The 13,029-nt window shown below is 61.9% G+C and carries 14 protein-coding genes and 1 pseudogene; 13 read left to right on the forward strand and 2 right to left on the reverse strand.

Annotated elements, in window-relative coordinates; genetic code table 11:
* Positions 1–184: 184 nt before the first annotated feature.
* Positions 185–1,837, reverse strand: a complete 1,653-nt coding sequence (locus tag NKJ09_RS12450) for a tetratricopeptide repeat-containing sulfotransferase family protein (protein ID WP_352762814.1) — start codon at positions 1,835–1,837, stop codon at positions 185–187.
* Positions 1,838–1,957: 120 nt separating this feature from the next.
* Here NKJ09_RS12450 and NKJ09_RS12455 point away from each other — a divergent pair, with 120 nt between their 5' ends.
* Positions 1,958–3,064 carry a pyridoxal phosphate-dependent aminotransferase gene (locus NKJ09_RS12455; protein ID WP_352494842.1) on the forward strand — a complete coding sequence of 369 codons (1,107 nt, stop codon included), beginning with the start codon at positions 1,958–1,960 and terminating at the stop codon, positions 3,062–3,064.
* 45 nt (positions 3,065–3,109) lie between these two features.
* Here NKJ09_RS12455 and NKJ09_RS12460 read toward each other — a convergent pair whose 3' ends face one another.
* A complete protein-coding gene (locus NKJ09_RS12460) occupies positions 3,110–3,616 on the reverse strand; it encodes a MarR family winged helix-turn-helix transcriptional regulator (protein WP_023718352.1) in 507 nt (168 codons plus the stop codon).
* 198 nt (positions 3,617–3,814) lie between these two features.
* Between NKJ09_RS12460 and NKJ09_RS12465 the strand changes: the two genes are divergently transcribed.
* From NKJ09_RS12465 to NKJ09_RS12520, 12 genes and pseudogenes are all read left to right on the forward strand, one after another.
* Positions 3,815–4,093, forward strand: a complete 279-nt coding sequence (locus NKJ09_RS12465) for an acylphosphatase (RefSeq protein ID WP_352494841.1) — start codon at positions 3,815–3,817, stop codon at positions 4,091–4,093.
* 143 nt (positions 4,094–4,236) lie between these two features.
* Positions 4,237–4,899, forward strand: a complete 663-nt coding sequence (locus NKJ09_RS12470) for a TetR/AcrR family transcriptional regulator (protein WP_352494840.1) — start codon at positions 4,237–4,239, stop codon at positions 4,897–4,899.
* A 48-nt stretch (positions 4,900–4,947) separates the two neighbouring features.
* Positions 4,948–6,111, forward strand: a complete 1,164-nt coding sequence (locus NKJ09_RS12475) for an isovaleryl-CoA dehydrogenase (protein ID WP_352494839.1) — start codon at positions 4,948–4,950, stop codon at positions 6,109–6,111.
* A gap of 82 nt (positions 6,112–6,193) precedes the next feature.
* Positions 6,194–6,586, forward strand: a complete 393-nt coding sequence (locus NKJ09_RS12480; RefSeq protein WP_023718356.1) for an AbrB/MazE/SpoVT family DNA-binding domain-containing protein — start codon at positions 6,194–6,196, stop codon at positions 6,584–6,586.
* Complete coding sequence (locus NKJ09_RS12485; protein WP_023718357.1) at positions 6,583–6,966, forward strand: type II toxin-antitoxin system VapC family toxin; 384 nt, start codon at positions 6,583–6,585, stop codon at positions 6,964–6,966. Before NKJ09_RS12480 ends, NKJ09_RS12485 begins: the two co-directional genes overlap by 4 nt.
* 4 nt (positions 6,967–6,970) lie before the next feature.
* On the forward strand, positions 6,971–8,578 hold the full coding sequence (locus NKJ09_RS12490) for a carboxyl transferase domain-containing protein (RefSeq protein WP_352494838.1): 1,608 nt from the start codon (positions 6,971–6,973) through the stop codon (positions 8,576–8,578).
* A 1-nt stretch (position 8,579) separates the two neighbouring features.
* Positions 8,580–9,110: pseudogene (locus NKJ09_RS12495) on the forward strand (O-acetyl-ADP-ribose deacetylase).
* Between the two features lie 119 nt (positions 9,111–9,229).
* On the forward strand, positions 9,230–9,604 hold the full coding sequence (locus NKJ09_RS12500; RefSeq protein ID WP_352494837.1) for a hypothetical protein: 375 nt from the start codon (positions 9,230–9,232) through the stop codon (positions 9,602–9,604).
* 45 nt (positions 9,605–9,649) lie between these two features.
* Positions 9,650–10,018 carry a hypothetical protein gene (locus tag NKJ09_RS12505; RefSeq protein ID WP_352762819.1) on the forward strand — a complete coding sequence of 123 codons (369 nt, stop codon included), beginning with the start codon at positions 9,650–9,652 and terminating at the stop codon, positions 10,016–10,018.
* Positions 10,019–10,054: 36 nt separating this feature from the next.
* On the forward strand, positions 10,055–10,429 hold the full coding sequence (locus tag NKJ09_RS12510; RefSeq protein ID WP_023718362.1) for a hypothetical protein: 375 nt from the start codon (positions 10,055–10,057) through the stop codon (positions 10,427–10,429).
* Positions 10,430–10,471: 42 nt separating this feature from the next.
* A complete protein-coding gene (locus NKJ09_RS12515; RefSeq protein WP_352494836.1) occupies positions 10,472–10,843 on the forward strand; it encodes a hypothetical protein in 372 nt (123 codons plus the stop codon).
* Positions 10,844–10,955: 112 nt separating this feature from the next.
* Positions 10,956–12,944: an acetyl/propionyl/methylcrotonyl-CoA carboxylase subunit alpha gene (locus NKJ09_RS12520; RefSeq protein WP_352494835.1), complete on the forward strand. Its 1,989-nt coding sequence runs from the start codon at positions 10,956–10,958 to the stop codon at positions 12,942–12,944.
* Positions 12,945–13,029: the final 85 nt, after the last annotated feature.

Genomic DNA, 13,029 nt, shown 5'->3' on the forward strand with positions numbered 1-13,029 from the left:
TCGCTAGCAAAATGATCTGGGAGAATCCAGCCTGACGTGCCCGCCCGCCGCAGAACTTGGCAGCCAGGCCGGGAGCTTAGTCTAGCAACCGGTGCCCCGCCGCAATTGCAGCCCCAGCCCACAAACCTGGCGATTCAGATCTCGTGGCCCACACAAATGCAAATTGCCGACTGCAATTCCCGAGTCAAATCTCGGCGAGATCACCGAGCGACTGGATCAGCGGCTGGATTGCGCTCTCATAGTTTTTCCAGCGCTTGACAGATGAACTGTAGATCGGTTGCCGAACCTGCCAGCGACTGGCCGTGTTGACCGATCCCTCCTTGTCGAAGAAGCGCAGGCAGGTATCGTCCCAGGGCAATCCAAGATGATCGATCAGACGGCGCGATTGTGCCTCCTGATCCGCAACCAGCGTCTCGTAGCGACTTTCGAAGATGCGTCCGGGAAAAACCTTGTCCCAATGTCGCATCAGGCGATCATATTCACGGTAGTACAGCCCGAGTGTCTGCAGGTCGGCGATGTAGCTGTGTCCCTTGGAGAAATTCTGGAAAAAACACGAGAGGCAATTGTCGATGGCGTCGCGACGACAGTGAATAATCCGTACATTGGGGAAGAGAAGCCCTATGAGACCGATCAGTTCGAAATTCCGGGGCATCTTGTCGACGATGCGAAGCGCGGTCGGCGCACGCTCACGAAGATAGGACAGGTGCTCCTCGGCCAGCATTTTGGATAGGTCGGGGGTGATCGGAACGATCGATTGGTCCAAGGTCCGTGCTGAAACCTTCGTGAGGCCGATAGCATTTGCGGCTCGCCTTATCTTTTTCAGCTCTCCGGCGCCATGAACATTCGGGTGGCTCGCGCAAATCTGCTCGGTCAGGGTGGTGCCCGATCGGGGCATGCCCAATACAAACACGGGCACTTCCGACGGGCTTCCATAACCCGCCTTGGCGGCCAACATGTCCGGGTTGAAGAACTCAATCGTGGAGTCGATCCAGCGGCGATAGGTCTCCAGATCGAACTTATAGCCGGCGGCCCGCTTGCCTTTCTTGAAATGATCTATCGCGTCTTCGTAGCGCCCAAGGTCGTTCAGCACTTTGCCGGCAGCGTGATGAAGTGTCGTCGCACTGTCCGGGTCAAGCTTTGGCTCACCAAGCTCGCGCAGGATGGACCTAAGTTCGGCCGGCTCTTCGGTGAATTTGCGCGTACGCACAAGCTCATTATAGGCGGCGGGCATAGCGATGCGACGTTCGATCGCCTCCTTCAGATAGATTTTGGCTTCATCCATGCGACCAAGACCGGTGAGTGCGCTGGCCAGCCCCGTCCGAACGCGGGGATGATCGCGGTTGATCTTGAGCGCTCTCTCGTAAACCGGCACAGCCATGTCAGCCTTGTCGAATTCGACGTAGGCGCGCCCCAATGCGCAAAGCGCCTCCACCAAATCGGGCTTCAACTCCAGAGCGTGCTGGATGTGCGTGATTGCGGGCAAATATTCGCTTACCCTCAGATAAGCTTCACCCAGACTAAGGTGATAATAGGGGTTTCGGGGCTCCACGCCGACGGCTCGCGCCAAATAGCGCAAGGCCATTTCATCGTCGAGCCCGATGAACAGCGTGCCCATGATATACAATGCCAAGGGATGGTTGGGCGTGCGCTCCAGCACGCGGCGGCACAGTTCCTGAGCCTCGGCCAACCGCTTGGCCTGCTGCAAGTCATACGCCTGTTTCAGCAGCGCGTCGTCGGCCTGCACGCGCGTCAATGGTTTCGCCTTCGGCGGTTCCACTTTCGGCGCCGGGTGGGACTTTATATGCTTGGACCAGGCGGGCGGCAGTCGGTTGCTCATCATGTCTCGCTAGCAAAATGATCCGCGAGAATCCAGCCTGACCGTCGCCGCCGTTCGTGGAACTTGCGCAGGCCCAGCCGGCAGGCTAGCAAGAAGGCCCTTTTTGAACGAGCCTTTGCCATGCGCCCTCCCCTGACGCCAATCATCAGCGCGCTTCCCTCGACGGTGCCATTTGTCGGTCCGGAGGCGCAGGAGCGTGATCGCGGCCGCGCCTTTCGCGCCCGTATCGGCGCCAATGAGAGCAGCTTTGGCCCCTCGCCGCGGGTCGTTGCCCGCATGGCCGAGATTGCCGGCGACATGTGGATGTATTGCGACCCCGACAATCACGATTTGAAGGTAGCCGTGGCCCGACATCTCGGTGTCGGCGCCGAAAACGTCGTCGTCGGCGAAGGCATAGACGGGCTGCTCAGCCTGGTGGCGCGCATGTATGTGGCGCCCGGCGACGCGGTGGTGACCTCGCTCGGCGCCTACCCGACCTTCAACTTTCACGTCGCCGGCGTCGGCGGCCGGCTGGTCGCAGTGCCCTACGAGAACGACCGAGAAAACCTCGACGGCCTGCTGGCGGCAGTGGCCAGGGACAAGGCGCCGCTGGTCTATCTGTCCAACCCGGACAATCCGATGGGCAGTTGGTGGGAAGCGGCCGAGCTCAGCCGCTTCCTCGAGGCCTTGCCGGAGACCACAATGCTGGTGCTCGACGAGGCGTATGGCGAATTAGGGCCAGCCTCAGCGATGCCGCCGATCGATGTGGCGCGGCCGAACGTCATCCGCATGCGCACCTTCTCCAAGGCCTATGGGCTAGCCGGCATACGCTGCGGCTACGCGGTGGCCGAAGCCCAGGTGATTCGCGACTTTGAGAAGATACGCAACCATTACGGCGTCAGCCGCATGGCGCAGATCGCCGGCGTCGAGGCGCTTGCCGATCAGGCATGGCTGGAGAGCGTGGTGGCGCGGGTCGCCGCCGGCCGCCGGCGCATCGCCGGAATAGCCGAGGCGAACGGGCTGAAGCCGCTGGCTTCGGCGACCAATTTCGTCACCATCGAGTGCGGCCGCGACGGCGCTTTCGCGCTGAAGGTGCTGCAGGCGCTGTTGTCGCGCGACGTGTTCATCCGCAAGCCGATGGTGCCAGTGCTCGACCGCTGCATCCGGGTCAGCGTCGGCCTCGATCACGAGCTCGACATTTTTGCCGAGGAACTGCCGGGCGCACTGGCCGCAGCGCGGGGGAATTGAGGCGCCAAAAGGGGCGACGGAGCACCACGACCTCCAGTACCGCCGCTACTTCTCCCCACCACCAAGCAGGCGCGTGACCCGTTTCAAGGCGTCCGATAATTCGGCAGCCGCGTCATCGGCGAGGCTGGCCGTCAGCCGGGCGAGATCGCGATCCGTCGCAGCCTGAAGCCTGGCGAGTTCCGCACTTCCGCGAGCGGTTAGCGACAGGATGCGTCTGCGCCGATCGGCTGGGTCAGTGCGTATCTCGGTCAGGCCAGCGGCGGCGAATCTCCTCAGTATGCGTGTGACATAGGCCGGATCGAGCCGGAGTTCGGCGGCGATTTCGGAGGCTGCCGGTCCGAGACCGAGGTGGAACGCCCGTGCCAGAAACCCAGCCTCACCGCCGCTATTGGCGGCAGCGCGGAATCGGTCGCCCAATTCGAACAGCAGCCGCGCCTCGCCCAGCGTATAGGCGCTGTGCGTCAAGGTCAGGTCGAGCAGCCCGATCAGGCGCGTGTAGAAGCGATTGAAGCAACGTATCTCCGCGACAAGGGCATTCCGATCGGCCGGCATGTGGACCTCCTTCGGGCTGATCGCTCCTAAGGACCATGATGATCTACTATTTGACTTAGTCAATCATTCGATGGAGACGCCGCCTATCTCGCACGTGAAGCTGGCGGATAGCGATCGGCAGAGAGACCTTCGATGCACGTTGCCTGGTTGAATTTGCACAGCGATGCGCCAGACTCGACTCAGAAGATGGAGAGCGCGATGGCCGACCGGACGGTGCAGGTACGCATATACGGCAAGGTGCAAGGCGTCAGCTACCGGGTCTGGGCGCGGCGCGAGGCGTCTGGACTTGGCCTTGCCGGTTGGGTGCGCAACGAAGTTGACGGCTCGGTGACAGCCTCGATTGCAGGTGCCGATGCGGCGGTCTCGACAATGATCGAACGTCTCTGGCAAGGGCCGCCAGGGGCAGCAGTTTCGAAGGTCGATGTCGAGGAGATCGAGGCACGCAACATGTCCGCGGGTTTCACGATCGTTGCCTAGCAAGGCATGATCCTGCTCATTCGCTTCCATCGCACAAAATCTCCAGGGTGCAGATAGAGCAAACCTGAAGCCATTGCCTTACCCGAACACACTCCTTGAATTAATTGAACGTTTGTTTTATTGTTCTGAAAAGGCGGCTTGTCATGGCGCGTACGACCGGTTCCGACGGAGAGAAGACCGAAGCTGCGGTCCGGGAGGCGGCGGTCAGCCTGATTGCGCGTCTCGGCTACGAGGCGATGTCGATGCGCCAGCTGGCGGCCGAGGTCGGCGTCCAGGCAGCGGCGCTTTACCGCTATTTCCCGACCAAGCAGGACCTTCTGTTCACGCTGATGCGCGAGCATATGGAAGGCCTGATCGAGGCGTGGCGCACAACACGCCCTGTCGGCGCCGATCCGGCAGCGCGGCTCGCCGCCTATGTTGAAAACCACATCGCTTTCCACGTCGAACGCCGCCATTCCACCCATGTCTCGAACATGGAGCTGCGCAGCCTGTCGCACGAAAGTCTCACGCAGATCCTGCGCATGCGCACCGCTTACGAGAAGGAGCTGCGCGCCATTCTGCGCGACGGCGTCGAAGCGGGCTTGTTCAGCGTCGAGGACACCGGGCTCACCGCCATGGCGCTGATCCAGATGATGACCGGCGTCATCGTCTGGTTCCGGCCGGGCGAACGGCTGTCGATCGCCGAAGTCACCGCTACATATCTAGCAATGACAATGCGCCTTGTTGGAGCAAAGAGCGATGGCGCGAGGACGAGCCACGGCACCGTGCGTCCATTCGAGCGCGCAAAGGACGCTGTAGCACTTTGATTTCGCGCATGATCCCGATTTTCGCGGTCGTGCGCCGGGAGGAACGGCATGTACACGCAGACGCTCAACTTCGGGCTTGACGAAGACATCGAGGCGCTGCGCGATCTGGTGCGGCGCTTCGCCCAGGAGAAAATCGCGCCGATAGCCGCCGAGATCGACCGCTCGAACGAATTCCCGGCACATCTGTGGGTGGAACTCGGCGGGCTCGGCCTGCTCGGCATCACCGCCGATCCCGATTTCGGCGGCAGCGGCATGGGCTACCTCGCCCATGTCGTGGCGATGGAGGAAATTTCGCGCGCCTCGGCCTCGGTCGGCCTCTCTTACGGCGCCCATTCCAACCTGTGCGTCAATCAGATCAACCGCTGGGCGACGCAGGCACAGAAAGAAAAATATCTGCCTTCGCTCTGCAGCGGCGAAAAGGTCGGGGCACTGGCGATGTCGGAATCGGGTGCCGGCTCAGATGTCGTGTCGCTGCGCCTGCGCGCCGAAAAGCGCAATGATCGCTACGTGCTCAACGGCACCAAAATGTGGATCACCAACGGGCCGGATGCCGAGACGCTGGTCGTCTACGCCAAGACCGATCCGGAACTCAATTCGCGCGGCATCACCGCTTTCATCGTCGAAAAGGCCTTTGCCGGTTTTTCGGTGGCGCAAAAGCTCGACAAGCTCGGCATGCGCGGCTCGAACACCGGCGAGCTGGTGTTCGACAATGTCGAAGTGCCGTTCGACAATGTGCTGCACGAGGAAGGGCGCGGCGTCGAGGTGCTGATGTCAGGCCTCGACTACGAACGCGCCGTGCTTGCCGGCGGCCCGATCGGCCTGATGGCTGCGTGCCTCGACGTGGCGATCCCTTACGTGCACGAACGCAAGCAGTTCGGCCAGCCGATCGGCGAGTTCCAGCTGGTGCAAGGCAAGCTCGCCGACATGTATGCGACGATGAATGCGGCGCGTGCTTACGTCTATGCCGTAGCCGCCGCCTGCGATCGCGGTGAGACGACGCGCAAGGACGCCGCCGGGTGCGTGCTGTTCGCCGCCGAAAAGGCGACGCTGATGGCGCTCGACGCCATCCAGCTTTTGGGCGGCAACGGCTACATCAACGATTACCCTACCGGCCGGCTGCTGCGCGACGCCAAGCTCTACGAGATCGGCGCCGGCACCAGCGAAATCCGTCGCTGGCTGATCGGGCGGGAAATCATGGCGGAGGGCGCCTAATGGCATTCTTTTGAGATTTGCCAGAAGCCGCACGATATGGCATACTTCTGGACATATGCCATAAATACAAGCGAGACGGACCATGGCGGGCAGAACGGGAAAGTCCGGATTTGATGAAGATCCGCAAGCACAGTTCGATGCTGGCGCCCGCAAAACGCGGCTTCGGGTTCCGGCGAAACGCGAGCGCGTCAAGCTTGGCGAGGGCGGGCGCTTCGTCATCCCTGCTGCGATGCGCGAGGAGATGGGCGTGAAGCCTGGCGAGGACATGATCCTTCATGTCGAAAACGGCGAGTTGCGGGTAAGATCGTGGCTGCAGAATCTGCGACGCGTTCAGGCCGAATTGTCGGCGCTGAAACAGCCCGGTGAAAGCGTCGTCGACGAATTTCTGAAGGAGCGGCGGGAAGAGCAGCGTCGAAGCGACAAGCGTCTCGACCGGCTTCACGCCGAAGGGACGACAGGAAAGCGGGTGAAATGAAGCCCTACGTCATGGACAGTTCGGCGGCGCTCGCAATCCTGCTCAACGAGCAAGGCACCGAGAATGCTTTGGGGTTCGCGCCGGATGCACAATGCAGTTCGGTCAATGCGGCCGAGATCATTGCCAAGCTGATCGACAAGGGACGCAGCTTGGAACAGGCTGCCGACGACCTCGGAAGTCTCGGCATGCCGATCGCCGTTTTCGACCAAGCGATGGGCATCGCCGCCGGCCAGCTTCGCCAACTGACGCGGCATCGCGGCTTGTCGCTGGGCGATCGGGCCTGCCTGGCGCTGGCGATTCGCGAGAACGCCATTGCCGTCACCGCCGATCGCGACTGGGGCGACCTGGATGTCGGCTGCAAGATCGAGCTGATCCGGTAGCGCCATGGCCCCCCTCACCTCGCAGATCTCGCCCGTCTCCGATATTTTCCGCGCCAATGCCGAGCGCATGCGGGCGCTGGTCGCCGATATTGCGGAAAAGGCTGCTACGGTCGAACACGGCGGCTCGGAGGAAGCGCGTGAGCGGCATGTTTCGCGCGGCAAGCTCCTGCCGCGGCAACGTCTTGCCCAATTGCTCGATACCGGCTCGCCCTTCCTCGAGATCGGCCAGTTCGCGGCGTGGTCGATGTATGGCGAGGACATCTCCTCGGCCGGCCTCATCGCCGGCGTCGGCCGCGTCGAAGGCACCGAAGTCATGGTCGTCGTCAATGACGCCACGGTGAAGGGCGGCACCTATTATCCACTGACGGTGAAGAAGCATCTGCGTGCACAGGAGATCGCATTGCAGAACAATCTGCCTTGCGTCTATCTGGTCGACAGCGGCGGCGCCAATCTGCCCAATCAGGACGAGGTGTTTCCCGACCGCGATCATTTCGGCCGCATCTTCTACAACCAGGCCAACATGTCGGCCGCCGGCATTCCGCAGATCGCCTGCGTCATGGGTTCATGCACGGCCGGCGGCGCCTATGTGCCCGCGATGTCGGACGAGACAATCATGGTGCGCAACCAGGCGACCATCTTTCTCGGCGGGCCGCCGCTGGTGAAGGCGGCCACCGGCGAGGACGTCACCGCCGAGGACCTCGGTGGTGCCGACGTGCACACAAGGCTTTCCGGCGTTGCCGATCACTATGCGCTCGACGACGAACATGCGCTGGCAATATGCCGGCGTATCGTCAAAAACCTGAATCGGAACAAGACTGTAAGCCTGGCCCTGAAGAAATCGATTCCGCCGCTTCACGATCCACATGAACTCTACGGCATCGTACCGACGGATTTGCGCCAGCCTTACGACGTGCGCGAGGTGATCGCCCGCATCGTCGACGGCTCCGAGTTCGATGAGTTCAAGCAGAATTACGGCACCACGCTGATCACCGGCTTCGCCCACCTCAGCGGCATGCCGGTCGGCATCGTCGCCAACAATGGCGTGCTGTTTTCGGAAAGCGCGCTGAAGGGCGCGCACTTCATCGAGCTGTGCTGCCAGCGCAAGATCCCGCTGGTCTTCCTGCAAAACATCACCGGTTTCATGGTCGGGCGAAAATACGAGGCCGGCGGCATCGCCAAGGATGGCGCCAAGCTGGTCATGGCGGTCGCAACGGCCAAGGTGCCGAAGGTGACCGTGATCATCGGCGGCTCGTTCGGCGCCGGCAATTACGGTATGTGCGGACGCGCCTATTCGCCACGCTTCCTGTGGATGTGGCCGAATGCCCGCATCTCGGTGATGGGCGGCGAACAGGCAGCAACGGTGCTGGCCGTCGTCAAGCGCGAAGGCATCGAGCGCAAGGGTGGCGAGTGGAGCGTCGAAGAGGAAGCCAAATTCAAGAAGCCGATCCTGATGAAGTACGAGCATGAAGGGCACCCGCTCTATTCGTCGGCAAGGCTCTGGGACGACGGCATCATCGATCCGGCGAAGACCCGCGAGGTGCTGGCGCTTAGCCTGTCGGCCGCGCTGAACGCCGGAATCGAGGAGACCCGGTTCGGCGTGTTCAGGATGTGAGATGAGCGCAGTCGGCCAGAGGATTCGCGTTCACACCGGCGACATCACGAAGCTGGCGGTCGATGCCATCGTCAATGCCGCCAACACCTCGCTTCTCGGCGGCGGTGGCGTGGACGGCGCCATTCACCGCGCGGCCGGCCCCGAGCTTGAGTTCGAATGCCGGATGCTGAATGGCTGCAAGGTTGGCGAGGCAAAGCTCACCAAGGGCTACAGGCTGCCGGCACGCTACATCATCCACACGGTCGGACCGGTCTGGTAAGGCGGCGGTAAAGGAGAAGCCGAGCTGCTCGCCTCCTGCTATCGCCGGTCACTCGAAATCGCCGCCGCAAAGGACTGCCGGACGGTGGCGTTTCCAGCGATCTCGACCGGTGTCTACCGCTATCCTAAGGATCAGGCGACGCAAATTGCTGTCGGTACCGTGAGTGCCTTCATCGGCCAGAATATCGTTCCGGAAACTGTCATTTTCTGCTGCTTCGACGAGCCGACGGCCGAACTGTATCAGCGGGTCGTTGCTGCACTCGGCAGGGTGTGACCCTGCGCGGGCGACGAACCCGTCCACACCTCCAGACCAATTTTTTTGCTTCTTCATCTGGCCAGCCGAAAGAATCACGGCTATTGGTCATCTCAAATACCAATGGGGATTGGGCGAAGATGAAACGGCGGCTTTTCAAGGAAACAACTGCGTCTATACTTGCGGGGTTGCTTATATTAGCGACGCCTGGCGCCAGTGCAGCGGCGTCGCTGGCTGGGAAAGTCGGCGACAAGCGTTCCTTCGTGTATCTCCCTCAGCAAGGCTCGGAAGGCAATTGCAGGCAGGCCTACAACGCCTATGTGGCTGCGGCCGGTCATTCCGCCTACGCATCGACCATCACCGGAGCAAGGGTCCTGTATTTCGTCTGCGGCGTGCACATTAACGCACCGTCCCAGAAGGCTGCCGAAGCGCTCGCGCTTAAGTCATGCGAATCCGGTCGCAAGAAGTTCAAAGTGGACATGGTCGGCGGCTGCGGCGTAGTCGCTTCCAAGTAGCTTTCGGCATCAAAGCGCCAGATAGCAATGGGGGATAGGGCGAAGATGAGACTTCAGCTTTTTCAGAAAACAACTGTATCCATATTTGCAGGGTTGCTCGTGTTGGGGGCGCCCGGTACCGGAGCAGCGGAGTCGCTGGCGGGAAGCAAGGGCGACAGCCGCTATCCCGTCTATTTCGCACCTGGCTCGACGGGAGGCTGTCAGAAGGCATACAGGGCCTATGTGGCGACCGGCAGCCATTCCGCTTATGCGTCGACTCCATTCAATTGGGCGACCGAGTTCATGATTTGCGCGCGTGCAAATGCAACGTCGCAAAAGGCTGCAGAGGCGCAGGCGCTGAAATCCTGCCAGTCAGCCAAGAGGAGCTACAAGGTCACAACCGCGGGAGCTTGCAGCATCGCTGCCTCCAAGTAGGAGATGCTGTTGGCGTTCGCTCTTCCAGGGGGAAAAATGACACCGAGACACGTCAAAAGTACAATCGCTTCGATACTTGCCGGCTTTCTTGTATTCACGGCACCTGGCATAGGAACGGCGGAATCGCTGGCGGGAAGCAAGGGCGAGACCCGTTTCTACCCCTATTTGCCGAAGAATCCGAAGGATCCATGCACCATGGCTTACAAGGCCTATGTAGCGGCCGGTGGCCATTCGGCCTATGCAAGCACTCCGTATTCCCGGGTGCGTTCGCTGTACATCATATGCGGCTCGCGCTTGAATGCACCATCACAGCAAGCTGCCGAAGAGTTGGCGTTAAAATCCTGTCAGGCCACCCGCAACAGTTATAAGGTTACGACAGGCGGAGGCTGCGAAATAGCCGCCTCCAAATAGCTGAATATCTGCCAGTCTTGGGTTTTTCAAATGGGTTGGGCAATGAAATCTTTATCCATCAGGCGAGCAACCATATTGGTACTTGCACTGTTCGTGGCCTCTGCACCGAATATTGGCGCCGCCGAATCGCTAGCTGGAAGCAAGGGCGACGTCCGTTTCTACCCGTATTTGCCGGCAACCGCGGATCGGCCGTGTACCAAGGCATATAAGGCGTATGTGGCGGCCAGCGGCCATTCAGCCTATGCGACCACTCCGTATTCCAGAGTGCGTTCGTTGTACATCATGTGCGGCTCGCGCTTGAATGCGCCCTCGCAAAAGGCTGCCGAGGATATGGCTATGAAATCCTGCCAGACCACCCGCAGCCATTACAAGGTCACGACCGGTGGAGCTTGCGAAATCGCGGCCTCCAAGTAGGCAGGCCTCGCTTGCCTATCCTTTGACGGCCAGATTACAAAGCGGGGTATTGCCGCAGCTCGCGTGAAGAGAATTCGCGCCGTTGGCGGCGAGCTCTGCCTGTGGAGGCCCGATGTTCGCCAAGATCCTGATCGCCAACCGTGGCGAGATCGCCTGCCGGGTGGTCCGCACGGCACGCAGGATGGGTGTGCGCAGCGTCGCCGTCTATTCTGACGCCGACGCTCGCGCCTTGCATGTCGAGACGGCGGACGAGGCGGTGCATATCGGTCCCTCGCCTGCCGGCGAAAGCTATCTGCGGGGTAACAAGATCATCGCGGCGGCCTTGGCCACGGGTGCCGAGGCCATTCATCCGGGCTACGGCTTTCTCTCGGAAAATCCCGACTTCGTCGACCAGGTGGTCGCGGCGGGGCTGATCTTCATCGGGCCGTCGGCGGCCTCGATCCGCGCCATGGGATTGAAGGACGCGGCTAAGCGGCTGATGGAAAAGGCCGGCGTGCCGGTGGTGCCGGGCTATCATGGCGAGGCGCAGGAGATCGTGTTGCTCGCCTCCAAGGCGCGCGAGATCGGCTACCCCGTATTGATCAAGGCGCGCGCCGGTGGCGGCGGCAAGGGCATGCGGCGCGTCGAGCATCCCGATGATTTTTCGGAAGCACTGTCTGGCGCGCGGCGCGAGGCGAAGGCCGCCTTCGGTGACGACCGCGTTTTGGTGGAAAAATATGTCGACAAGCCGCGCCACATCGAAGTGCAGATATTCGGCGACAGTTTCGGCAATGTCGTGCACCTCTACGAGCGCGACTGCTCGGCGCAACGCCGCCACCAGAAGGTGATCGAGGAGGCGCCTGCCCCCGGCATGACGCCGGCGTTGCGCAAGGCGATGACCGAGGCGGCGGTGAAGGCCGCCAAGGCAATCCACTATTCCGGCGCCGGCACCATCGAGTTCATCGTCGATGCCTCGCAAGGTCTGAAGGCCGACCGTTTCTGGTTCATGGAAATGAACACCCGCCTGCAGGTCGAGCACCCGGTCACCGAAATGGTCACCGGCATCGACCTGGTCGAGTGGCAGTTGCGGGTGGCCTCCGGCGAAAAACTGCCGAAGACGCAGAGCGAGGTCGCGCTCTCCGGCCACGCCTTCGAGGCGCGCATCTATGCCGAGGACGCAGCAAGAGGGTTTTTGCCGGCGACCGGCACCTTGCACCATTTAAAATTTCCGCAACCGGCGCCCGAAGGTGCGAGCATGCGCATCGAAACCGGTGTGCGCGCCGGCGATGCGATCTCGCCGTCTTACGATCCGATGATCGCCAAGCTGGTCATCCATGGCAAGGACAGGCGGACGGCGCTCACGGCACTCGGCGCGGCGCTGTCGCAGACCGAAATCGCCGGCTCGACGGTCAACACCGCCTTTCTTGCCGCGCTGGCCGCTGATGCGGATTTTGCGGCGGGCGATGTCGATACCGACCTGATCGCCAGGCATCAGCAGGCGCTGACGGCGGTTCCGCCGCCGAGCGGTGAGACGATTGCCGCTGCGGCACTTGCCGCGTCTGGTGCGGGCGACTTGCCGTCCTCCGACGATCCCTGGTCGTCACTGGCCGGCTATGCGCATTTCCACGCGGTGGCGCGGCGCACGCTGCTGAGATTTGGCGAGCAGGGGATCGTCGCGCGCGTATCGGTGCGGCCGGACGGGCGGTTCGAGGTGGCGCTGGATGCCCCCTATGACAGCGCCAATTCGCATGATCTCCGCGCCGCGCCTCGCCTCGCCCGCTGGCCGGGCCACGTCACGGTCTTCGAAGGCGCCATCGGCTACGGTTTTGCCGTGCCGGATCCGCTGGCGCGGGCCGACGAAGCCGCAGCCGCTTCCGGCAGCCTGCGCGCGCCAATGCCGGGACTGGTCAAATTGGTTCGTGCTGGCAAAGGCGAGGCCGTGATCAAGGGGCAGCCGCTGCTGATCCTGGAGGCGATGAAGATGGAGCACACCATTGCCGCCCCCCATGACGGGGTAATCGCCGAAATCGCTGCCGAAGGCGCGCAGGTCACCGACGGAACCGTGCTGGTTCGCTTTGCCGAGGAACCACAGCTGACTGCTGTTTCCCTATCCACGAAGTGATCTCGAACGCGTCACAAAGGCATCGCCAAGAACAACATGGCCGGGTTTGACCCCGGCCATGTTCGATTACACCAGCGCAGCTTGC

This window comes from Mesorhizobium sp. M0189 (assembly GCF_040322135.1).
In the GTDB taxonomy this organism is placed as follows: Bacteria; Pseudomonadota; Alphaproteobacteria; order Rhizobiales; family Rhizobiaceae; genus Mesorhizobium.

Coding starts and splice junctions, on each gene's coding strand:
- NKJ09_RS12450 (WP_352762814.1), bottom strand. CDS start 1,837: ATGAGCAACCGACTGCCGCCCGCCTGGTCCAAGCATATAAAGTCCCAC.
- NKJ09_RS12455 (WP_352494842.1), top strand. CDS start 1,958: ATGCGCCCTCCCCTGACGCCAATCATCAGCGCGCTTCCCTCGACGGTG.
- NKJ09_RS12460 (WP_023718352.1), bottom strand. CDS start 3,616: ATGCCGGCCGATCGGAATGCCCTTGTCGCGGAGATACGTTGCTTCAAT.
- NKJ09_RS12465 (WP_352494841.1), top strand. CDS start 3,815: ATGGCCGACCGGACGGTGCAGGTACGCATATACGGCAAGGTGCAAGGC.
- NKJ09_RS12470 (WP_352494840.1), top strand. CDS start 4,237: ATGGCGCGTACGACCGGTTCCGACGGAGAGAAGACCGAAGCTGCGGTC.
- NKJ09_RS12475 (WP_352494839.1), top strand. CDS start 4,948: ATGTACACGCAGACGCTCAACTTCGGGCTTGACGAAGACATCGAGGCG.
- NKJ09_RS12480 (WP_023718356.1), top strand. CDS start 6,194: ATGGCGGGCAGAACGGGAAAGTCCGGATTTGATGAAGATCCGCAAGCA.
- NKJ09_RS12485 (WP_023718357.1), top strand. CDS start 6,583: ATGAAGCCCTACGTCATGGACAGTTCGGCGGCGCTCGCAATCCTGCTC.
- NKJ09_RS12490 (WP_352494838.1), top strand. CDS start 6,971: ATGGCCCCCCTCACCTCGCAGATCTCGCCCGTCTCCGATATTTTCCGC.
- NKJ09_RS12500 (WP_352494837.1), top strand. CDS start 9,230: ATGAAACGGCGGCTTTTCAAGGAAACAACTGCGTCTATACTTGCGGGG.
- NKJ09_RS12505 (WP_352762819.1), top strand. CDS start 9,650: ATGAGACTTCAGCTTTTTCAGAAAACAACTGTATCCATATTTGCAGGG.
- NKJ09_RS12510 (WP_023718362.1), top strand. CDS start 10,055: ATGACACCGAGACACGTCAAAAGTACAATCGCTTCGATACTTGCCGGC.
- NKJ09_RS12515 (WP_352494836.1), top strand. CDS start 10,472: ATGAAATCTTTATCCATCAGGCGAGCAACCATATTGGTACTTGCACTG.
- NKJ09_RS12520 (WP_352494835.1), top strand. CDS start 10,956: ATGTTCGCCAAGATCCTGATCGCCAACCGTGGCGAGATCGCCTGCCGG.